The 20,218-nt window shown below is 70.1% G+C and carries 19 protein-coding genes; 6 read left to right on the top strand and 13 right to left on the bottom strand.

Going from position 1 to position 20,218, the window contains the following annotated elements; all coding sequences use genetic code 11:
- Positions 1–123: 123 nt before the first annotated feature.
- The 10 genes from FKO37_RS29115 to FKO37_RS29160 form a co-directional block, all read right to left on the bottom strand.
- Complete coding sequence (locus FKO37_RS29115) at positions 124–990, bottom strand: helix-turn-helix domain-containing protein (RefSeq protein ID WP_238606567.1); 867 nt, start codon at positions 988–990, stop codon at positions 124–126.
- 587 nt (positions 991–1,577) lie between these two features.
- On the bottom strand, positions 1,578–2,084 hold the full coding sequence (locus FKO37_RS29120) for a hypothetical protein (RefSeq protein ID WP_238606568.1): 507 nt from the start codon (positions 2,082–2,084) through the stop codon (positions 1,578–1,580).
- Positions 2,085–2,128: 44 nt separating this feature from the next.
- Positions 2,129–2,857, bottom strand: coding sequence for an alpha/beta fold hydrolase (locus FKO37_RS29125; RefSeq protein ID WP_238606569.1), 729 nt, complete (start codon positions 2,855–2,857; stop codon positions 2,129–2,131).
- Between the two features lie 534 nt (positions 2,858–3,391).
- Positions 3,392–3,982 carry a TetR/AcrR family transcriptional regulator gene (locus tag FKO37_RS29130; RefSeq protein ID WP_238606570.1) on the bottom strand — a complete coding sequence of 197 codons (591 nt, stop codon included), beginning with the start codon at positions 3,980–3,982 and terminating at the stop codon, positions 3,392–3,394.
- Between the two features lie 111 nt (positions 3,983–4,093).
- Positions 4,094–4,909, bottom strand: coding sequence for an ATP-binding cassette domain-containing protein (locus FKO37_RS29135; protein WP_238606571.1), 816 nt, complete (start codon positions 4,907–4,909; stop codon positions 4,094–4,096).
- Complete coding sequence (locus FKO37_RS29140) at positions 4,906–6,732, bottom strand: dipeptide/oligopeptide/nickel ABC transporter permease/ATP-binding protein (RefSeq protein WP_238606572.1); 1,827 nt, start codon at positions 6,730–6,732, stop codon at positions 4,906–4,908. The genes FKO37_RS29135 and FKO37_RS29140 overlap by 4 nt, the downstream gene beginning before the upstream one ends.
- Entirely contained in the window at positions 6,729–7,670 is a 942-nt protein-coding gene (locus FKO37_RS29145; RefSeq protein WP_238606573.1) for an ABC transporter permease, read from the bottom strand. Before FKO37_RS29145 ends, FKO37_RS29140 begins: the two co-directional genes overlap by 4 nt.
- A gap of 69 nt (positions 7,671–7,739) precedes the next feature.
- Positions 7,740–9,263 carry an ABC transporter substrate-binding protein gene (locus FKO37_RS29150; protein WP_238606574.1) on the bottom strand — a complete coding sequence of 508 codons (1,524 nt, stop codon included), beginning with the start codon at positions 9,261–9,263 and terminating at the stop codon, positions 7,740–7,742.
- Between the two features lie 172 nt (positions 9,264–9,435).
- Positions 9,436–10,413 (bottom strand): methyltransferase dimerization domain-containing protein, encoded by a 978-nt coding sequence (locus FKO37_RS29155; RefSeq protein WP_238606575.1) that lies wholly within the window; start codon positions 10,411–10,413, stop codon positions 9,436–9,438.
- Positions 10,414–10,501: 88 nt separating this feature from the next.
- A complete protein-coding gene (locus tag FKO37_RS29160; RefSeq protein ID WP_238606576.1) occupies positions 10,502–11,458 on the bottom strand; it encodes an aldo/keto reductase in 957 nt (318 codons plus the stop codon).
- Between the two features lie 86 nt (positions 11,459–11,544).
- Here FKO37_RS29160 and FKO37_RS29165 point away from each other — a divergent pair, with 86 nt between their 5' ends.
- The gene (locus FKO37_RS29165; protein ID WP_078870200.1) at positions 11,545–12,267 is read left to right on the top strand and encodes an SDR family NAD(P)-dependent oxidoreductase; all 723 of its coding nucleotides are present in this window, start codon (positions 11,545–11,547) and stop codon (positions 12,265–12,267) included.
- A gap of 63 nt (positions 12,268–12,330) precedes the next feature.
- Here the strand turns inward: FKO37_RS29165 and FKO37_RS29170 are convergent, their stop codons facing one another.
- Entirely contained in the window at positions 12,331–13,686 is a 1,356-nt protein-coding gene (locus FKO37_RS29170) for an amidohydrolase (RefSeq protein ID WP_238606577.1), read from the bottom strand.
- Positions 13,687–13,790: 104 nt separating this feature from the next.
- On the opposite strand from FKO37_RS29170, the gene FKO37_RS29175 reads away from it, so the two are divergent.
- The 5 genes from FKO37_RS29175 to FKO37_RS29195 are packed head-to-tail and all read left to right on the top strand — an operon-like array spanning position 13,791 to position 19,122.
- Positions 13,791–14,900: a zinc-binding dehydrogenase gene (locus FKO37_RS29175; RefSeq protein WP_238606578.1), complete on the top strand. Its 1,110-nt coding sequence runs from the start codon at positions 13,791–13,793 to the stop codon at positions 14,898–14,900.
- A gap of 31 nt (positions 14,901–14,931) precedes the next feature.
- On the top strand, positions 14,932–15,897 hold the full coding sequence (locus FKO37_RS29180; RefSeq protein WP_238606579.1) for an aldo/keto reductase: 966 nt from the start codon (positions 14,932–14,934) through the stop codon (positions 15,895–15,897).
- Positions 15,898–15,947: 50 nt separating this feature from the next.
- Positions 15,948–16,925, top strand: a complete 978-nt coding sequence (locus FKO37_RS29185; RefSeq protein ID WP_238606580.1) for an alpha/beta hydrolase — start codon at positions 15,948–15,950, stop codon at positions 16,923–16,925.
- Entirely contained in the window at positions 16,922–17,896 is a 975-nt protein-coding gene (locus FKO37_RS29190) for an alpha/beta hydrolase (protein WP_238606581.1), read from the top strand. The genes FKO37_RS29185 and FKO37_RS29190 overlap by 4 nt, the downstream gene beginning before the upstream one ends.
- The gene (locus FKO37_RS29195) at positions 17,893–19,122 is read left to right on the top strand and encodes a multidrug effflux MFS transporter (protein ID WP_078870225.1); all 1,230 of its coding nucleotides are present in this window, start codon (positions 17,893–17,895) and stop codon (positions 19,120–19,122) included. The genes FKO37_RS29190 and FKO37_RS29195 overlap by 4 nt, the downstream gene beginning before the upstream one ends.
- Here the strand turns inward: FKO37_RS29195 and FKO37_RS29200 are convergent.
- Together FKO37_RS29200 and FKO37_RS29205 are read right to left on the bottom strand one after the other, a co-directional pair.
- On the bottom strand, positions 19,114–19,611 hold the full coding sequence (locus FKO37_RS29200) for a GNAT family N-acetyltransferase (protein WP_037806426.1): 498 nt from the start codon (positions 19,609–19,611) through the stop codon (positions 19,114–19,116). The two genes, FKO37_RS29195 and FKO37_RS29200, sit on opposite strands and share 9 nt — an antisense overlap.
- On the bottom strand, positions 19,608–20,162 hold the full coding sequence (locus tag FKO37_RS29205) for a hypothetical protein (RefSeq protein WP_238606582.1): 555 nt from the start codon (positions 20,160–20,162) through the stop codon (positions 19,608–19,610). Before FKO37_RS29205 ends, FKO37_RS29200 begins: the two co-directional genes overlap by 4 nt.
- Positions 20,163–20,218 lie beyond the last annotated feature (56 nt).

The following is a 20,218-nucleotide window of genomic DNA, read 5'->3' on the forward strand; positions in this document are numbered from 1 at the left end:
GTCGCTGGCTCGATTCGTTCGCGTTCCGGCCTCGGCACCGCGAGCAGAAAGCCTTGCACCTCTTGACTTCCCGGCGCGGTGACCGTCCAATCCAGCCGGATTGGACGGATCGCCGTTGCCCGGTCAGCCGTCCTGTTTCGGCACTGTGTCCCGCAGCCGAGCAAGCCGTTCCGCCGACTCCGAACCGGGCTCGGCCGACCAGATCACCAGATGCTGTTCGCCGTTCCCGGCCTGGTGGAAGTTGTCCCAGTCCAGCGACATCTCCCCCACCTTGGGATGCGCGACGGTCTTCGTGCCGAAATTCTGGTGCGCCACCCGGCGTTCGGCCCACCAGCGGCGGAAGTCCGGGCTCGTCAGCGACAGATCCCCGACCAGCCGCGACAACGCCGGATCCGTCGGGTTGTCCGCCGCGTTCATCCGCAGCACCGCGACACACGTGCGCGCGACCTGCTCCCACTCCGGATACAGCGCCCGCATCTGCGGATTCGTGAAGACCAGCCGGATGTAGTTGCGGTCCCGCTCCGGAATCTCGCCGAAATCGAGCAACAGCGCGGCGGCGAGGTCGTTCCACGCCAAGATGTCCAGATACCGGCTGAAAACCAGCGCAGGCACCCGGTCCAGCTGCCCCAGCAACCGCTCCAACTGCGGACGCACCGCACGCTTGCGCCGGCCCGGCTCCCGCGGCACGGAAGCCGGACCAGACCGGGTGAGCAGCGTGCGGACGTAGTCGCGTTGCTCGTCGTCCAACCGCAAGGCACGCTCCAACGCGGCCTGCACGGGCTCGGACGGAGCGAGGCGGCCCTGTTCGATCCGGGTGTAATAGTCCGTGCTGATCGAGACCAGCTGCGCCACTTCCTCGCGGCGCAGTCCCTGGACGCGGCGGCGCTCCCCCGCCGGGACGTCGAGCCCGACCTCCCGCGGCTGCAGCTCAGCGCGGCGATGCTGGAAGAACTGTCCCAGCTCGCGCAGCTCTGTCGGGGTGTCGGCCATGCGTTCCACCATACGGCGAATGCTGCTTTCGATCCTGGGATGAATCCTTCCCAGGATAAGTCTCTCTCTTCCAGCGCGTGCGAACCACCGAGGTCCCGGCTACCGAGCTGACACCATGACGGAAGTCCGGCCCCCCAGCGACGGCAAGGAACAGGCGTCCGCCGACTACGCGCCGCGGCTCGCTGAGGACGGATACCTCGTTCTCCCCTTCGACGCGGCCTACTCCCCCGTGGCCCGGAAGACCCGGTGCAGCGTGCCGACGACCTCTTCGGCAACGCAGTGTCTTATCTGGCCAGCCCGGACGGTCCCGTGCTGGAAGCCGTGGACGAGTCGACGCCCGCGACGAACTGAAAGCGTTCTTCGGACAACACCTGAAGGCGTGAGCCGGTCCCGTCCGCGCACTCAGCCCACCGGCCGAGCCATTCGAGTCCGCAGCGCTTCTTCCGGACCGCCACGCAATATCGTGCGCGTGGTCCCAGATACCGAACGCGAACCTGCCGGTGAACCGCTCGTCCCACTCCAGGTAGGCCCGCAGCAACACCTCGGTGTCGAACCGGGTCCGGAACACCTGCCCGCCGCGCGACAGCTCAGCCCCGCGCCTCCTCGCGAAGGAGCCGCACCGCCTTCGGACCCACGCCGTGCAGGGCGAGCAACTCCGCGTCGGTCCACTCTGCGGTCTGTGCCAGCGTCGTGATCCCCGCACCGTGCAGGGCCCGGGTGGCTGGGCTGCCGATCGCCTTCGGCAAGTCCCCCACCTCCCCTGCCACGGCGGTCCCGGCCGCAGCCACCGGGGCCGCCAGGCGCTTCGGTGCCCGGGCCAGCCACGCGCGGCGCACCCAGTGGTTGAGCTGCTGCCCGTTGAGGTCCCCGATCGGCAACCGGGCCCCCGCCCTGGCGACGCGGCGGGCGCTCGGGTGGGCGGCGCGCAGTTCGTCCACATCGGACGGGGTCATCCGGAGCACGACCTGCCGATCCGGTCGCAGGGCGGCGAATTCCTTGCCCTGCACCGTGAACGCGACCGTGCCGTCAACGGCCAGCTCGGCCGTTTCCGGGTAGGACAGGGCGGTTCTGCGGAGCTGCGCCGGTGTCGTCATGGCCCCAGGCTGGCACGACTGGCCCGCTCAGGCCATTTCGGCCCTCAGCCGGCCTCGGCCCCGAGGAAGTCGAACACCGCCTCCCGCAGCTCGACCCCCACCAGCGCACCGCGGTGATCCCCCGCGACCTGCCGCAGCCGCGCACCCGGCACCCGCGCCACGAGCTGCTCGATCCCGTGCGCCATGAAGTCCTGCCGCCCCGCAAGGAACAACGTCGGCACCCGCGGAACCCCCGCCCCCGGATCGAACGGCTCGCTAGCCAACCCCTCGACGAGATTCAGCAGCGACTCCGCGTCCCCCGCCGCCGCCATCGCCGTGATCGCCCCAGTAAGCGGATCGTCCGGCGCCGGCCCGCCCTGGACGGCCAGCCGCGCCGCCCCGAGATCAACCGCCGCGAACGGTTCCTGCGGACTCAACCCGCCCAGCACCAATCGCCGCACCGACACCTTGGGATGCGCCGCGAGATCCCACGCAAGCCGCGCCCCGAGCGAATACCCGACGACGTCGACCTCTTCCGCACCAGCACATTCCGCCAACGCGTCGACCACCAAGGTCGAGGTCACCTCCTCGGCCTCCGCGACCTTGGGCCCGCCAGGATGCCCCGGCAAATGCACCACAACCGTCTCCCGCCCGGCAGCCGCCAGCGGATCGGCCCAGTACTCCGCAGGCCAATCACACGCGGCCGAGGACGCGAACCCATGAATCAACACGACCGGAGGCCCGGTGACAGGACGACGGGAAAGCGTACGGGTGACCGGAAACGCGGAAGTCATTCTACAATCGTAGACAAAACCCGTCACCTGGTCCAGCGTTAAGTGAGGGCCACCCTCATTGACTCTGATTCCCCCAGGGTTCCCCTCACGACCCGCCCGCCGCCGTACGTGAGGGACCCCTTCACGGACCTAGATTCCCTCAAGGAGCCCTTCACGGCCCGCCCCGCACCGCCGCCCCGCCGGGGATGCGCCCCCAATGCGGCATTGGTTGCATGCGACGCACCGAACGCCACATTGGGTGCATCTGACGCACCCAATGCCACATTGGGGCGCTAACCCCAACCGCCGCCCGCACACCCCATCGCAACCACCCCGCGCGCCCGAAACCGCAGCCAATGCACCCAACAATCGAGGCACCCAGCCCTCCCCCGCACCCCGATACGAAGCCACAATGCGGTCCGGGGGGTGCTTGTCAAGGCATCTTTCCCGCCTTGACAAGCACCCCCGGACCGTCATCACAATCAAGCTTCGGGGTGCCCCACGCAACCAAGAGGCCAATGTCGCCGCCAGGCGACGAGCCAAAAAGAAGAGAACTCAATCCCCAATCCGAGCCATCAACCCGTCCACATACCCCCGATACCGCTCCGCAACCTCCCCCACCGGATGCATCAAACTAGTCACATTAGCCCCGATGGAAACCGCGATAATCTCATCCGCCAGCACCCCGATCACTGGAGCATCCGCCGCCTCCCCCTTCCCCCGAGCAGCAGCGATGCGAACCGTCAACTCCCCCCGCCAGCTATTGAGCAAATCCCGATACTGCCGAGCAAGCTCCGGATTAGCCACGGAATGCTCCCACAACACCAGCAAAACCCGAGCCGACGCGATCTGATGCTCGTCGAACGGAATCGCCGCCTCGACAAACCCCCGCAGCGACTCCACAGGCCCGAGCGAAGGATCCAGTTCGGACATCCGCTGCGAAGTCTCCTGCAGCACGCTCTCGAACGTCGCCGCGATGATGCTGTCCTTGCTGGGGAAGTAATGCTTGAGGGCACCGTTCGCGAACCCGGCCGCGGTCACGATGCTGCGCATCGTGGCAGCCTCGAACCCGCCCTCGATGATCAGCTTTTTGGCGACCTCGACGATCTCCCGTCGTCGCTGATCGTGATCGATGACCTTCGGCATGGTTACAGACTCTAACCCGTATTCTCCCGCGACGGATGTGACCCTGCTCGACCGTCCGCGGGAGCGGCGAGCCCGGGAATGCGGACGCACAAGCCATGGCCCGAAAATCGTTCACCCGAGTCCCAGACGAGTCGCCCGTCTCTCCGCCTGCCGTGCCGGGTCCGCCACCGGAGCGGCCAGCAGCAGCCGCTGGGTGTAGGGGTGCTCGGGAGCCCGCGTGACCGTCGCCGTCGGGCCCGATTCCACGATCTTTCCCTGGTACAGCACCGAAACCCGGTGACAGATCCGGTGCACCACGCCCAGGTCGTGCGACACGAACAGGTACGACACCCCGGTCTCGCGCTGCAGTTCCAGGAACAGGTCGAGGATCGTCGCCTGGGTGGTCAGGTCGAGCGCGCTCACCGGCTCGTCGCACACGATCAGCCGCGGCCGGCGGACCAGTGCCCGCGCGATCGCGATGCGCTGCCGCTGGCCGCCGGAGAACTCGCCCGGATACCGGTGCACCGCGTCGGCGGGCAGGCGCACGCGGTCGAGCATGTCCGCGACCACCGTCCGGGCGTCCGCACGCGAAGTCCCGGCCACCACCAGCGGTTCGGCAAGCACTTCGCCGACGGTCATGGTCGGGTCCAGCGAGCCGTACGGGTCCTGGAACACCACCTGGATGTCGCTGGCCAGCCGACGTCGCGTCGTGGCCCGGGCGTGGGTGATGTCCTCGCCGTCGAAGGTGATCCGGCCGGACTCCGGCGCGGCGAGGCCCAGCACAGCTTTGCCCAAAGTGGACTTTCCCGACCCGCTTTCGCCGACCAGCCCGACGCATTCGCCCGGCCGCACATCCAGCGAAATCCCTTTGAGCGCCCGGAACCGGACCCGGCGGCTGAGCCGGTAGTCGACGACGAGGTCCTCGATCGCGAGCAGCGGAGCGGTCATCGCCCGGCCTCCTCTCCGGCCGCGTGGGCAAGACCGCGCCGTTCCCAGGCTTCGTCCAACTCGTCCCGTCCTTCGGTGTCGTCCAGCGACGCGCTGATCAGTTCGGCGGTGTAGGGGTCCTCCGGCGCGCGGAAGATCCGTTCCACCGGCCCGGTTTCCACGATCCGGCCGTCCTTCATCACCACGACGCGGTCGCAGATGTCCGCGACGACGCCGAAGTTGTGCGTGACGATCACCAGCGCCATCCCGTACTCGGCCTGCAGTTCGCGCAGCAGCTCCAGCACCTCGGCCTGCACCGTCACGTCCAGGGCGGTCGTCGGCTCGTCCGCCACCAGCAGCGACGGCCGCCCGGCCACCGCGCCGGCGATCAGCACGCGCTGCGCCATGCCGCCGGAGATCTGGTGCGGATAGCTCGCCATGACCCGGTCCGGGTCGGTGAGGCCGACCCGCTCCAGCACCTCGCGCGCCCGCTTCTTCGCCGCGGCCTTGTCGAGCCCGTGCACCCGACGCAGCGGCTCGACGAGCTGGTGCCCGATCCGATAGCACGGGTCGAGGTTCGTCATGGGTTCCTGAGGCACGTACCCGATCTCGCGGCCGAGCAGTTTCGCCCGCTCCGCCGCGCTCCCGACCTCGCGCCCGCCGACCCAGATCCCGTCGGCGACCGCGGTCCCGCCGGGCGGCAGGAGGTCGAGCACGGAGAACACCGTCTGCGTCTTGCCCGACCCGGATTCGCCGACGATCCCCAGCACCTCGCCGGGCGCCGCGTCCAGCGACACCCCGCGCACGACCTCCTTGACGCCCTTGTCCGTCGCGTATCCGACCCGCAGGTTCTCGATCCGCAGCGCGCAATCCGCGGCCGCGTGTTCGTGAGCGCCCGAGGCCGCGCCCTCGCCCAGCGCGTCCGGCGCCGGTGCCGCGAGGGCTTCCCGCACCCGAGCCCGACTCCGGCGCGTCGGCTGTTCCCCGCGGACGCTGACCAGGTCGGCGAGCGTCGAGCCCATGAACGCCAGCGCGGCGATCGTCACGCCCAGCGCGATCGACGGCCACAGCAGGATCAGCGGGTACGTCAGCATGTTCAGGAAGCCGTCGTTCATCGTCTGGCCCCAGCTGGGCGTCGACGCCGAGCCGATGCCGAGGAACTGCAGGCCGGCCTGCATGCCGATGGCGAGCCCGGCGGTGAGCGCGGTCTGCACGATGATCGGCGCGTACACCGCGCGCAGCAGGTGCGTGCGCAGGATGCGCAGCGTGCCGACGCCGGCCACGCGGGCGGCGTCGATGTACGGCTCCCGGCGCACGGTGAGGGCGCGGGCGCGAGTGATCCGGTAGTAGCCGGGCGAGAGGAACACGCCGAGCGCGATCATCAGCACGGTGAAGTCCTGGCCGGTGCCCGCCGCGACGACCAGCAGCACGATCATCCCGGGCACCGACTGCAGCGCGTCGCTGATCCACGAGCAGATCCGGTCGGTCGCGCCGCCGAAGTACCCGGCGACCACCCCGGTCGGGACGCCGAGCACGACGCCGGTGACGCAGGTGATCACGCCGCCGTACAGCGTGGTCCGCGCGCCGTAGAGCAGCCGGCTGAAGAGGTCGCGTCCGGCGGAGTCGCCGCCGAGCAGGTGCCCGTTGCCGGGTTCGGCGTGGGTGAGCGCGAAGTCGACGTGGTTCGGGTCGTAGGGGGCCAGCCACGGCGCGAACACCGCGGCGAGCACGACGAGCGCGAACACGACCAGCGCGACGACGCCGACCGGACGGCGGAAGTACCGGCGCAGCAAGGAAATCCGCTTCACCGGGGCGAGCGTGGCGGGGAACGGGGCAGCGGTCATCGGTCGCGCACCTTCGGGTTGACCCACCCGAGCACGAGGTCGAGCAGGAAGTTGACGATCACGACGAACACGACGGTCACCGCGGTCAGGCCGAGCAGCACCGGGATGTCCCCGATCTGCGACGCCGACTGCGTCAGGCTGCCGATCCCCGGCAGGTTGAACACGATCTCCACGACCACCGCGCCGCCGAGCAGCCCGACGAACATCAGCGCCAGCACGGTCAGTGCGGACGGCGAGGCGTTGCGCAGCACGTGCGTCGTGACCCGCCGCGACGACAGGCCGCGCGCCCGCAGCGTGCGGACGAAATCCTGGTTGGCGACCTGGAGGAAGCCGTTGCGCAGCTGTTCGGCGATCATCACGATCGCGCCGAGCGACAGCGAGATCGACGGCAGCGCGATCGACCGCAGCCAGCCGACGAACGACTGGTCCGGCGACACGTAGCCGACCGCGGGGAACCACTGGAGCTGGATCGCGAACCAGGTGACGAGCACGAGGCTGACCCAGAACCCGGGCAGCGCGAACAGCACCACCGACGCGAGCTTCAGCACGCGGTCGACCACTCCGCCGGGACGCAGGCCGCAGATGACCCCGACGAGCACGCCGAGGACCGCCGCGAGCAGCGTCGCGGCGACGACGACCGACAGTGTCACCGGCACGCGCAGCGCGATCTGTTCGCCGACCGGCTGGAAATTTCGCCAGGAAGTCCCGAAATCGCCGGTGGCCGCGTGCGACAGCCAGTCCCAGAACTGGACGAGCAGCGGCCGGTCGTACCCGATCTGGGCGCGCAGCGCCGCCTGCTGCGCGGGGGTCGCGCTGTTGCCGAGCAGCCCGGCGGTCGGGTCCCCCACCGCCGTGTGCGCCAGGAAGAACGTGCCGCTCGTGACCAGCACGAGCAGCAGGATCCCGGGCACCAGGCGTTTGACGATGAATGTGAGCATGTCGTTCGGCTCCTCCCCCGGAGCCGTCCACAGTGGAATCTTCGGACGGCTCCGGGGACGACGGGCGCGTCAGCCGCGCTGGATGAACCGCAGCGTCGGGAACATCATGCCGGTGATCGGCGTGACGGTGATGCCCTTGACGCTGAAGTAGAGGTTGTCGGCCTGGTACCAGACGTTCCACCAGGCGAGGTCCACGAGCTTCGTGTTGAGCTCCTTGAGCGCCGCGGTCTGGTCCGCGCCCGGCTGGGCCTGTTCCGCCTTCTGCACGAGCGCCTTCACCTCCGGGAAGGCGTCCACCGACGGCTTCGGGTTGTACCACTGCGACGACGTGACCTGGTCGGTCAGCGTGGCCATGTCGTTGCCGTCCATCGCGATCACCGCGAGGAACATCGGGTACGTCGGCGCGTTCTTCTGGTAGTCCGGCATCGACATGTTCTGCCAGTCGACCTTGATGCCCAGCTGCCCGAACGTCTGCTCGGCCGCGGGCTGCCACGCCTGGAAGATCGTGGACATCGGCATCTTGAGGCTGAAGCCGCCCGCATACCCGGCTTCGGCGAGCAATTGCTTGGCCTTGCCGAGGTCGGTCTTGTACTTGCCGTTGCCCGCTGGGTCATACACCTGGCTGCCGCTCGGCCACAGCTGGTCGGTGACCGTTCCGGCGTCGTTGCCGACCGCCTTGAGGATCCCGGCCGCGTCGAAGGCGTAGGAGATCGCCTGCCGCACGCGCTGGTCGCCGAGCGCCTTCACCTGGCTGCCGGTGCGGTCGGCGAACTGCACGCCGACCCACGAAGCCGGTTTCTTCGCGACGTTCCAGCCGTTCTGCTGCGCCTTCGGCAGGTTCGCCGCGTTGGCGAACTGGACGTTCAGCTGACCGGACAGCATTGCGTTGAAGCTCGCCGCCTGGTCGGTGATCGGGAACAGCCGCACGGTCGGGAACGGGTAGGTGGCGCTGTCCCAGTGCTTCGCGCGCTTCTTGAAGACGTACTGCGATTGCGGCTGCGAGGACGCCTTGTCGAAGGTGTACGGGCCGGAGCCGTCCGGGCCGTTGGCGAGCGACTTGGCCTTGATCGCCTTGGGCGAGGCCATCCAGCTGCGCCCGAGACCCATGAAGTACAGCAGCGCGTCGTCGCGTTCGGACAGATGGAGCACGACCGTCGAGGGGTCCTTCGCCTCGACGCTCTTCACGTCGATGTAGGCCTGCCCGGACCGGGTGCCCGCCTTGAGGTGGTTGAGGTTCTCGACCGCCGCGGCGGAGTCGAACTTCTGGCCGTCGTCGAACGCGACGTCGTCGCGCAGGTGCATGGTCAGGGTCAGCCGGTCGGCCGACCAGTCCCACGACTTCGCGAGCGCCGGGATCGGCTTGGCGTCCTTGTCCAAGGCGACCAGCGGGTCGTAGACCGCGGACAGGTACGGGCCGTCGAAGCCGATGTCGGCGTTGGCCGGGTCCCACGACGTCACGTCGAGGAACACGCCCGCCTTCAGCTCGTCGGTGCCCGCGCCCGCCCCGGCGGCGCCCGAGCCGGTGCATCCGGCGATGCCGAGCAGCGTCGCGGCGGCCGCCGCGAACAACGCCGCTGTCCTTGTCCTCGTCATTGAGTCCCTCTCTCAGGGTGCTGGACCGCCGGCGGGGTCGCTCGGCGCCCCGCCGGGAACGGCGGGCCTGCGAGTGCGGCCCGGCTCGCCGTGGTGCGGGATAGTCTACGATTGTCGGCTAAAAAATCAACGGGCCGGATGCGTTTGTTATCTCCCGGCCCGGCGGCCGTTTTCAGACGGCGTCGGCGACCAGAACGCGAGGGCTTCCGGGCAGTGCGAGAACATCGCATACGCGCCATCCTGCACCGTCCAGCCATTCGCGGACTTCCGCCTCCGGATAGACGACGGTTCCGTCGATCACGAAGTACTCCCCCGCGTGCAGCGCGTCGATCGGGCGCTGCCGTTCGCCGTCGTCGAGGAAGAAGTCCAGCAGCAGCAACGTCGCTCCGTCCCCGGCGGCCGCGCGCGCGTTGGCCAGGATCTTCCGGTTCTGCTCCGCGGTGAACCGGTGCACCACGTGGTTCACCATCACCAGATCGTGCTCCCCGCCCGGTTCCGCGGATTCCGTGGGCGCGGGGTCGATGCTCGCGCGATCCGCGTACCCGGCCGCATTCACCGCGTCGGTGATCCCTTGCGTGGACTCGGGTCCGAAAACGAAACGAGCGGTCAGTGCGGGATTCGCCCGCAGCGCTCCGATCGCGAATTCCGGCGACAATCCGCCCAGATCGAGCATCGAACGGTAGGGCGAGAAATCGAATGCGCGCGCGAGCATCGACGCGTGCAGCGCGTTGTAGCGCATCACGCCCGCCATGAACGTCGCCCAGCGGCCCTCGTCCATCTGGAGGTCGCCCGGTTTGCCACTGTCCACAGTGGTGTCGAACTGGAGCCAGTGCCCGTAGCTGATTTCGTTGAGGAAGGTCAGGAACGGCGCCAGATCCGTAGCGCCGTCCCCGCCCAGGTACTCCCGCGCGTCGGCGGCCAGCTCGTAGCGGCCGTCGGTGCGCTCCAGCAGGCCGCGCGCGTTCATCGCGTCGGCGAGGATCCGGGTCAACTGCTCGCCCTTGCCGGTGGCGGCGGCGAGTTCCGGCGCCGTGCGCGGACCGTCGGCGAGCGCGCGGAACAAGCCGATCCGCGAGGCGGCGAACAACTGCTTCGCGCCCATGTACCCGATGGCGATGTCGACGATGCGGTCCGGCGCTGGTTTCGTCATGTGGCGGCTCCTCACGGCGTCGGGGGTGCCTCTCCGGGCACCCCGGGGAGCTTTAGTCTACGCACGTCGACAAAAAACACCAGCCCCTTCACCAGGTTCCGTCGGCGGCGACTGCGCGATCGAGCCACAACTCCTTGGTCAGCTCGCGAATCCGGTCCGCGCCGACGCGTTCCAACAGTGCCAGCGCGCCCGCATTGTCCTCCAGTTGCGCCAGCCGCGATACGCCCACGAGGACGTTCGCGGTCACGGGATTGGCCAGGCAGAAGGCAATTCCCAGCTGTGCGGGCGAAGCTTCCAGCTCCTCGGCAATCCGTTGCACCGCAGGCCAAGCGGCGGCGATCTTCTCCCGGATGCCTCCGACATCCGCGCCGATCTTGCGATTCGGCCGCAGATTCCCCACGAGCAGCCCGCCTTCGAAAATGTCCGACGCCTGCAGCGTCAGCTCGCCGGAAGCGAAGAGCGGCGCGTAAAACTCGCCCTCGGCCATCGAACGGCGCGCGAGCCCGTACTTCAGCTGCGCGAAAACCGGGGGCTCCACACCACGTTTGCGCGCAATGGCAACAGCTTTGCGCAGATCGTCAATGCGCCAATTGTTCACGCCCCACGCGCGGAACCGGCCAGCTTCCATCTGCTCCGCGACGTCCGCGACGACCCGTTCGAGGTCGACTTCCCCGAAGTAGTCGCCGACCACGACCAGATCGGCCGACTCCACCCCGACGCGCTCGAGGGAGGTGTTCATCTGCTGCGCGAAGCCGACGTTCGGATAGTCCCAGAGCCAGAGTTTCCCGCAGTAGAGCCAGTCTTCGCGGGCGAGACCGGCCTCGCGCACCGCGCGGCCGAAGATCCGGTCGGTCGTGGAACCCTCGGCGTGCGGGCCCATGTCGTAGTGCGCGACGTCGAAGAAGGCGAGCCCGAGTTCGGCCGCGCGGGCGATCAGCGCCACCGCGTCGCCGAACTCCATCCGGTCCCAGGTGTTCCACGAGCCGAGCGACAACGCCGGCACGCGCGGGAACGCCGGGCCCAGTCCAGGTCGATCCGTCGCCACGATTCCTCCTGCGGTTCAAGGGATTTATTTTCTACGCTTGTATACTATAAGCCCGCGAACCTCGCTCCCGGCGAAAGGAAACGACGATGCCCGCTGCCCGTACCGTGCTGATCACCGGAGGTGCCGGCGGCATCGGCCGCGCGATCGGCGCCGCCTTCGCCCAGGCAGGCGATTCCGTGGTGCTCGCCGACCTCGACGGCGCCGAAGAAGCCGCCAAACCGGTTGGCGGGCGCGGAATCCGGCTCGACATCACCGACGAGACCGCGATCTCGGCGGCGCTCGACGAGATCGGCCCGGTCGACGTCCTGGTCAACAACGCCGGTCTGCTCAGCGTCCACGGCCGGTTGCTGGACCTGCCCGGCCCGGACCTGCTGCGCATTCTCTCGACCAACGTGCACGGCACGTTCCTGATGACGCAGCTGGTCGCCCGCCGGATGGTCGCGCGCGGCGAGCCGGGCGTCGTGGTGAACCTGTCCTCGATCGGCGGGCGGCAGCCGACCCCTGGAATGGGCGGTTACGAAAGCAGCAAAGCCGCAGTGGACGCGCTGACCCGGTGGGCGGCGATCGAGCTGGCGGAGCACAAGATCCGGGTGAACGCGGTCGCCCCCGGCCCGGTCGCGACGCCGATGCTCGCCACCGCGATGCCGCCGGGATCGCCCGCGCACGCCGCGTGGGTGGCGCGGATCCCGGACGGCCGGATGGCTTCGGTCGAGGACGTCGCCGCCGCGGTGGTGTTCCTGGCGAGCCCGGCCGCCGCCCACATCACCGGGACAAGCCTCCCCGTGGACGGCGGCCAGCTGCTCACCTGATCCAGCTGTCCGTGAAGGGCTCCTTGAGGGAATCTGATTCCCTCAAGGAGCCCTTCACGGCCGTTAGGCGATGGCTGAGCGGTCGAAGACGATCTGTCCACCTAGGACGGTCAGATCGACGTCCACCTCGGGCAGCTCGGCGGGGGTCACCGTGAACGGGTCCGCGGACAGCACGCACAGATCGGCCGCCATCCCCGGCTCGAGGGTGCCCTTCCACGAAGCCGCACCGTCCTGCTGGGCCGGGTGCACGGTGTAGCAACGGAGCAGCGTTTCCATCCGCTGCCGCACGTCCTCGGCGGGCCCCATCCACTGGTCCGCGGCGGCGATTTCCTTGCGCCAGTCCGGCGGCAGCACCGGCGCGTCGGACGTCAGGCACAGCGGGACCCCGGCGTCCAGCGCCTCCTGCAGCGGCCACGCGGCGGCCGAACTGCCCGCGCCGAGCGCCGCGTCGACCACTCCTGCGGTGCGCACGGCGATCCCGGCCTGGGCGGACAGCCCGACCCCCAGCCGGGCCATCCGCTTCAGCTGCGCCGCGTTCACCAGGTCGCCGTGGATGACGTAGTGGCCGAGGTCGACCTCGCGTTCCTCCCGGGCCTGTTCGACGGCGTCCAGCATCAGCTCGATCGCCCGGTCGCCGGTCGCGTGCACGCCGACCTGCAGTCCGGCTTCGTGCGCGGTGCGGACCATCCGGGTGAAGTTTTCCTCGCGCTCCGGGTCGTCCGCGCCGCCGACGAGGAGGTGGGCGTGGCTGCCGTCGGCGTAGCAGTGGTGGGTGTAGGCCGAGCGCATCGGCGGGATGCCGTCGGCGAAGATCTTGACCCCGCGGAAGTTCAGCCGGCGCGGGTCGGCGCCCGGTCCGTCCACTGTGGCCAGTCCGGCGCGGAAGCGGTCGAAGGTGCTCGGGCCGTCGAGTTCGCCGTACAGCCAGAGCGCGGTGACCCGTGCCCGCAACAGTCCTTCGGCGGCCAGTTCGCGGTACTGCTCGACGACGGACATGCCGAACGCGCCGATGTGCCCGTCGTCCTCCCCCGGGCCGAGTCCGGGTTCGGTGTAGCTCGTAATGCCCAGCGCGGCAAGGATTTCGCCTGCGCGCAGGATGGCCGCGCGGCGTTCGGCGGCGGTGCGCAGAGGCTTTTCCGGACCGGGTCCGGGCGCGCCGTCGTCGGCGAACAGGGTGTCCGGCCACAGCGCGCCGAGCCAGGCGCCGTGCAGGTGCGCGTCGTTGATGCCCGGCAGCACCGCGCGGTCGCCGAGGTCGAGCACTCTCGTGCCGGGGCCGATCAGCTCCCGCAGGTCGGCGTCGGTTCCGGCGCGCAGCACGCGTCCGTCCCGCACCGCCAGCGCGGTCGCGGGCGCGGCACCGGCCATGGCGTGCACCGCCGCTGCCCGCAAGACGAGGTCCGCAACTGAGGTCGGCACAGGCGCTCCTGGAGGGATTCGGGGACTCGACATTTTTGTCGACGTCCGTAGACTAACCCATCGTCCGGCCCCGCAGGGCCCGCCAGTCCCCGGAAAGGTTTCCCATGACCGTCCCGACTTCCACCCGCGCCGCGGTGCTGACCGAGCACGGCGCGCCGCTGGAGCTGACCGAACTCCCGCTGCCCGCCGAGCTCGAAGCGGGCGCGGCGCTGGTCCGCGTTTCGTGCGCGACGCTGTGCGGCACGGACGTGGAGATCTGGTCCGGGAAGATGAGTTTCCCGGGCATGCTGCCGATGGTGCTGGGCCACGAAATGGTCGGCGAAGTGGTGGCCGCCGGACCGGACACGCGCGACGCGCTCGGCCGCGCGATCCAGGCCGGGTCCCGGATCGGCTGGTCGGAATCCACCTGCGGCAAGTGTTACGGCTGCACCGTGCTGCGCGAACCGGTCGCGTGCTCGCGGCGCGGCTACGGCTTCCTGCAGCGGTCGGACGTCGCGCCGTTCGCGACCGCCGGACTGTGCGAATACGCCTACGTCGTCCCGGGCGCGGCGAAGCTGCTGCTGCCCGCCGAGGTGCCCGACACCTGGGCCGCGATGGCCGGATGCGCGGCGAAAACCGTGCTGCGCGCGTTCGACCGCGTCGGCGGCGTCCGGCCCGGATCGCGCGTGGTGGTGCAGGGGTCCGGCGCGCTGGGCCTCTTCGCGACCGCGGTCGCGCACCTGAGCGGGGCGGGCAGCGTCATCACCGTCGGCGCGCCCGCGTCGCGGCTGGAGCTCGCGAAGGAATTCGGGGCCGACGACGTGGTCGAAGTCGCGGGCGGTTCGGACGCGATCGTCGAGCGCGTCACCGAGCTGACCGGCGGCCACGGCGGCGACCTCGTGCTGGACTTCGCCGGTGCGCCGTCGATCGGCCGCGAGGCGGTCGCGATGGCGGCGCAACGCGGGCGGGTCGTGATCGTCGGGAGCACCGGACCGGAGCCGACACCGGTCCCGCTCGGCACGGTGATGGGCAAGGAACTGACCGTCGTCGGCTCCCTCAACGGCGACATCGCCGATTACCACCACGCGATCGAGTTCTTCGGTTCGTTTGCCTCCCGGATGCCGTGGGACCGGCTGTTCGGCACCCCGGTCGGGCTCTCCGGCGCGAGCGAGCGGATCGAGGCCATGCACCGCCTCGACGAGACGAAAGCCGTCGTCGACCCCCGTCTTCCCTGATCCCTTTCCCGTTACGAGCCAAGGAGGTCTCGTGTCCGCATCCTCGCCCCTGCCCCGCCGCAAGATCGGCACGTCCGGTCTGGACGTTTCGCTGCTCTCGCTCGGTTCGTGGCACACCTACGACCGGATGGACTTCGCCGACGCCGTCGCGATGATCCGCGCCGCGGTCGAGGGCGGCGTGAACCTGTTCGACGTCGGCGTCTACGGCATGCCCGGCCACCCGCCGGTGTTCACCGACGTGCTCTGGAGCGCGATCATCCGCGCCGCCCGCATCCCTCGCGACGACTACCTGGTCTCGGCGAAGCTGTGGATCGAAGGCTTCGGCGACCAGGGATTCCGGCCGCAGCTGGAAAACGCGTTCCTGCGCGGCGGGTTCGACGTCGCGGACCTGGTGATCCTCGGCGACCTGCGCCGCGACGACGTCGCGCTGGAGGGCCTGGTCGAGGATCTCGCCGGGCTCACCCGCTCCGGGCTGATCCGGGCGTGGGGCGTCAACAACTGGTCGGCCGGGAACATCGCGCGGCTGCGCGAAATCGCCGAAGCACTGCAGGTTCCGGGTCCGCAGATCGCGCAGCTGAAGTACAGCATCGGCCGCCGGTCCATTCCGGACGGCGCGCCGTTCGCCCGGCTGTTCGCCGACGGGTTCGTCATGCAGGCGTCGGACGTGCTGGAAGGCGGCATCCTCGCCGGGCGCACCAAGCTGACCCGCGAGATCGGCCGCGACCCCGGCGACGTCCGCAAGCGGATCACCCGCGACGCCCCCAAGGTCGTGCAAGCCGCGGAAGAACTCGGCACGAGCGCGGCGCGGCTCGCGGTCGCGTTCACGCTCACGCATCCAGCGAACGTCACGACGCTCTTCGGCGCGACCCGGATGGAGCAACTGGAGGACAACCTGGCCGCGGTCGACCTGGTCGAGCAGGTCGGGGCCGAGCAGATCCGCGCGCTGGTGGAGCCGTTCTGGGCCGACCGCGACGCCGTCGATCCCGAAGGCCCCTGAGCCCGCCGACCTCCCCGCTCCCTAACCCCGCCCTCGCCGAGGAGACTGCCTTGACCTATCCCCCCGTCCCGTTCGACCCGGAGATCGAGCCCGCGCTCGCCGAGATCGTCCCGGCCGACGCGCCGCCGTTCACCCCAGAGACGATCCCCGGCCTGCGCCGCGCGATGGCCGAGATGTTCCCGCCCGCCGCGGAAGTAGTCGGCGACGCCCCGGTGACCGTCGTCGAGCAGACCATTCCCGGCCCGGACGGCGCGCCGGACCTGGAAATCACCATTCTGTCCCCGCATCAGAGCGACGGCGCGCTTCCCGTCCTCTACAACATCCACGGCGGCGGCATGATGGTCGGCCACCGCAACATGGACGTCGGCCGGTTGCTGGCACTGGTGCTGGAATTGAACGTCGTCGCGGTGAACGTCGAGTACCGGCTCGCCCCCGAACACCCGCACCCCGCGCCGGTCGAGGACTGCTACGCCGGTCTGGTGTGGACAGTCGAGCACGCCGACGAGCTCGGCATCGACCCGTCGCGCGTCGTGGTGATGGGCGGCAGCGCGGGCGGCGGTCTAGCCGCGGCGGTCTCGCTGCTCGCGCGCGACCGGAAGGGCCCCGCCATCGCGGGCCAGCTGCTGCTGTGCCCGATGATCGACGACCGCAACACCACCGTCGCGAGCCAGCAGTACCCCGGCTTGGGCACGTGGACGAGGGAATCCAACCTCGCCGGCTGGCAGTCGCTGCTGGGCGACGCGGTCGGCACCGACGACGTCTCCCCCTACGCCGCCCCGGCCCGCGCGACCGACCTGTCCGGGCTGCCCCCGGCGTTCATCGAGGTCGGCAGCGCGGAACCGTTCCGCGACGAGGACACCGAGTACGCGCTGCGCATCTGGGCGACCGGCGGACAGGCCGAACTGCACGTGTGGGCGGGCGCCTTCCACGGGTTCGACATGTACGTCCCGGATTGGCCGATCAGCAAGGCCGCTCTCGAAACCCGGAACTCGTGGCTGCGCCGGATCTTCGGGAAGGCCGGGAAATGAGCGTCCCTCCGGTGCCCTACGACCCGGAACTGGAGCCCGGTCTCGCCGCGTTCCTCGATCTGGTCGAGAGGATCCCGCTGCGCGCGGACACGATCCTGGCCAACCGCGCGCATTTCGCGACGATCATCCCGCCCGCCGAGCAGATCGTCGGCGACCGCCCGGTCGAGCTGACCGAGCACACCGTTCCCGGCCCCGAGGGCGCGCCGGACATCGTGCTCACCGTCGTCCGTCCCGCCCCGGGCGTCGTCAACGCACCCGCCCTGTACAGCATCCACGGCGGCGGAATGGTGCTGGGCAACCGATTCTTCGGTCTCGACGGCCTGATCGACGACGTCCTGCGGTTCGGCGCGGTCGGCATCTCGGTGGAATACCGGCTGGCTCCGGAAAACCCGGCACCCGCCGCCGTCGAGGACTGCTACGCCGGTCTCTTGTGGACAGTCGAGCACGCCGACGAACTCGGCATCGACCCGTCGCGCATCGTCGTCACCGGTGCCAGCGCGGGCGGCGGCCTGGCGGCGGGCGTCGCCCTGCTGGCGCGGGACCGCAACGGCCCGGCCATTGCCGGACAGCTGCTGGCGTGCCCGATGCTCGACGACCGCAATGAGTCCGTGTCCACCCGGCAGTACAACGGAATCGGCGCCTGGGACCGCAACAACAACGACACCGGCTGGGACGCACTGCTCGGCCCGGCGCGCGGCACCGACGCAGCTTCCCCGTACGCGGTCCCGGCCCGGATGACCGATCTGTCCGGTCTCCCGCCCGCGTACCTGGACGTCGGCGCCGCGGAGATCTTCCGCGACGAGACGACCGAGTACGCGCTGCGGATCTGGGCTACCGGAGGGCAGGCGGAACTGCACGTCTGGGCGGGCGGCTACCACGGCTTCGCCGGTTTCTCCCCGGACGCGGAAGTCTCCCGCTCCGCGGTCGCGACCCGGCTTTCGTGGCTGCGCCGGATCCTGCGTGCCGGATGAAGCCGCTCCACACCGAAGCGAGCCTGGTCGACGCGGTGTTGCCGAAAAAACGGCCAGGCGCGCTCCGGATGGCCGTCGTGCTGGGGTTGCTGGAGGTCTTCGGCCCGATCTCCATGGACCTTTACCTGCCGGCACTCCCTCAGCTCGCCGACGATCTCCAGGCCGGGCAGAGCCTCGCGCAGGCGACCATGTCGGTGTGCATGCTCGGTCTCGCCTTCGGCCAGCTGGTCGTGGGCCCGCTGAGCGACCGGTTCGGCAGGCGGCGTCCGCTGCTGGCCGGGATCGGGTTGTTCACCGTGCTGTCGGTGGTGTGCGCGTTCGCGCCGTCGATCGAGGTGCTGCTCGCGGCGAGGTTCCTCCAAGGGCTGTGCGGTTCGGCCGGAATCGTGCTTTCGCTGGCCGTCGCGCGGGATCTCGCCGAGGGCGTCGAACTGGTGCGGCTGCTGGCGTTGCTGACCACCGTCGGGGCGCTGGCGCCGATCGTCGCTCCGGTGATCGGCGGCCAGCTGGCGGCTGTCATCGGATGGCGCGGCATCTTCGGCGTCCTGGCCGGGATCGGGGCGGCGCTGCTGCTCGTCGCCGCGACCGCGCTGCCGGAGAGCCTGCCGCCGGACGCACGACATCCGCGCAAGGGCCGCGGCGAGTTCCGGATCCTGCTGAAAGACCCGCTGTTCTTGGGTTTCCTGCTGGTGAGCACCTGCGGCGGAGCAGCGTTCTTCACCTATCTGGCGTCGATCAGTTTCGTGCTGCAGGACGGATTCTCGTTGTCGCCGCAGCTGTTCAGCGCGTGTTTCGCGGCGAACGCGGTGATGTCGGTGCTCGGCGCACAGGTGAACCGCGCAGCGGTGCGGCGGGCGGGACCGGTCCGGATGTACGTGCTGGGCACGACCTTCACCGCGGCGGCGGCCGTGGCGATGCTGGGCGCGGTGGTGTTCGGGGCCGGGCTGGCGGCGTTGCTGATCCCGTTGGCGCTGCTGATGTTCGCGGGCGGGACCACGCAGGCGAACGGCAACGCGCTCGCCCTCGCCGACCACGGCCGGCGGGCCGGGACCGCGGCGGCGCTGCTCGGGACGTCGTCGTTCGCGGTCGGGCCGATCGTCGCGCCGCTGGTGTCGCTGGGCGGCACGACGCCGTTGTCGATGAGCCTGACCATGACGGTGGCGTACGGCGTCGCGACCGTTCTGCTGTGGCTGGCGGTACTGCCGCGGCTGCGTCGATCAGCCTGACTCGAACACGAGCTGGCCGTCCTCCTCCCCGACCGCCCGGAAGCCCGCCTTCTCAAGCACCCGGCAGCTGGCCGCGTTGCCGGGCAGCACGTACGCCCGCAGCTCGGGTGCAAGAGCGGGCTCCGGGTGGTCCTCGTGCCACTGCCGCAGCGCCCGCGTCAGCTCGGTGGCCAGCCCCGCGCCCCACGCCGCGCGGGCCAGCAGGTAGCCGACTTCCCGGTGCCCGCTGCGATGGGCGAGGCCGAACCCGGCCCGGCCGAGAAAGCCCGATGCGCCTTCGACCCGCCACTTCGACCAGCCGCGCGCCCGGTGTTCGGCGATGAACCGCTCCAGCCGTTCCCGGGTCGCCTCGCGGGTCTGCGGGCCGCTCGTCATGTGCTGCATGACCTGGCGGTCGGCGTGCAGCGCGGCGAGATCGTCCACATCCTCGGGCAACCAGGTGGTCAGGCGCAGCCGAGCCGTGCGGAGGATTTCTTCCCGGCCGGTCACCAGCCGGGGTGGTACGGCATCGGCGGGGTTTTCGGCAGCAGCCACGCGCCGGTCGCCCGGTGTGCCGCCAGCACGAGCGCGGCGACCGGGACGATCAGCCACAGGAACCCGCTCGGGAAGGTCATCTGCAGGGTCGGCGGCGCGCTCTTCCGGACGAAGCTGGAACCGAGGCCGACGATCATGAAGACGACGATGTCCAGCACCGCGAGGCTGCTGCCGACGAGCACGCAGACCCGGCCCGCCGGGGAACGCTTGAACAGCCCGATCGCGCCGGCGACGCTCAGTGCCGCGATCGCCAGGTCCGCGGCGCCGACGATGCCGCTGGAAAACAGCCTGCTCGAGGAGGGATGGCCGACCATCCGGAGCCCCGCCACGACGAAGCCGATCGTGCCTACCAGTCCGATCACCGAGGCCAAGGTCGCCGCGGCGACCGCAGTAGCCCCGAAGTACGCGGTCGGCGGCGGCTGCTGCGGCGGGAGCTGCGCGCCGTAAGCGGGCGGCAGCGGCGAGTACGGCTGCGGCTCCATGCCGGGATAAGGCCCTGGGGTCACGACGGCGGTTCCTCCGAGGTCAGGAAGACATTTTCGGCTCATCCTGCCAGGTCAGC

The organism is Amycolatopsis sp. Poz14 (assembly GCF_006704225.1).
In the GTDB taxonomy this organism is placed as follows: Bacteria; Actinomycetota; Actinomycetes; order Mycobacteriales; family Pseudonocardiaceae; genus Amycolatopsis; species Amycolatopsis nivea.

Coding starts and splice junctions, on each gene's coding strand:
- FKO37_RS29115 (WP_238606567.1), bottom strand. CDS start 990: ATGGCCGACACCCCGACAGAGCTGCGCGAGCTGGGACAGTTCTTCCAG.
- FKO37_RS29120 (WP_238606568.1), bottom strand. CDS start 2,084: ATGACGACACCGGCGCAGCTCCGCAGAACCGCCCTGTCCTACCCGGAA.
- FKO37_RS29125 (WP_238606569.1), bottom strand. CDS start 2,857: ATGACTTCCGCGTTTCCGGTCACCCGTACGCTTTCCCGTCGTCCTGTC.
- FKO37_RS29130 (WP_238606570.1), bottom strand. CDS start 3,982: ATGCCGAAGGTCATCGATCACGATCAGCGACGACGGGAGATCGTCGAG.
- FKO37_RS29135 (WP_238606571.1), bottom strand. CDS start 4,909: ATGACCGCTCCGCTGCTCGCGATCGAGGACCTCGTCGTCGACTACCGG.
- FKO37_RS29140 (WP_238606572.1), bottom strand. CDS start 6,732: ATGACCGCTGCCCCGTTCCCCGCCACGCTCGCCCCGGTGAAGCGGATT.
- FKO37_RS29145 (WP_238606573.1), bottom strand. CDS start 7,670: ATGCTCACATTCATCGTCAAACGCCTGGTGCCCGGGATCCTGCTGCTC.
- FKO37_RS29150 (WP_238606574.1), bottom strand. CDS start 9,263: ATGACGAGGACAAGGACAGCGGCGTTGTTCGCGGCGGCCGCCGCGACG.
- FKO37_RS29155 (WP_238606575.1), bottom strand. CDS start 10,413: ATGACGAAACCAGCGCCGGACCGCATCGTCGACATCGCCATCGGGTAC.
- FKO37_RS29165 (WP_078870200.1), top strand. CDS start 11,545: ATGCCCGCTGCCCGTACCGTGCTGATCACCGGAGGTGCCGGCGGCATC.
- FKO37_RS29175 (WP_238606578.1), top strand. CDS start 13,791: ATGACCGTCCCGACTTCCACCCGCGCCGCGGTGCTGACCGAGCACGGC.
- FKO37_RS29190 (WP_238606581.1), top strand. CDS start 16,922: ATGAGCGTCCCTCCGGTGCCCTACGACCCGGAACTGGAGCCCGGTCTC.
- FKO37_RS29195 (WP_078870225.1), top strand. CDS start 17,893: ATGAAGCCGCTCCACACCGAAGCGAGCCTGGTCGACGCGGTGTTGCCG.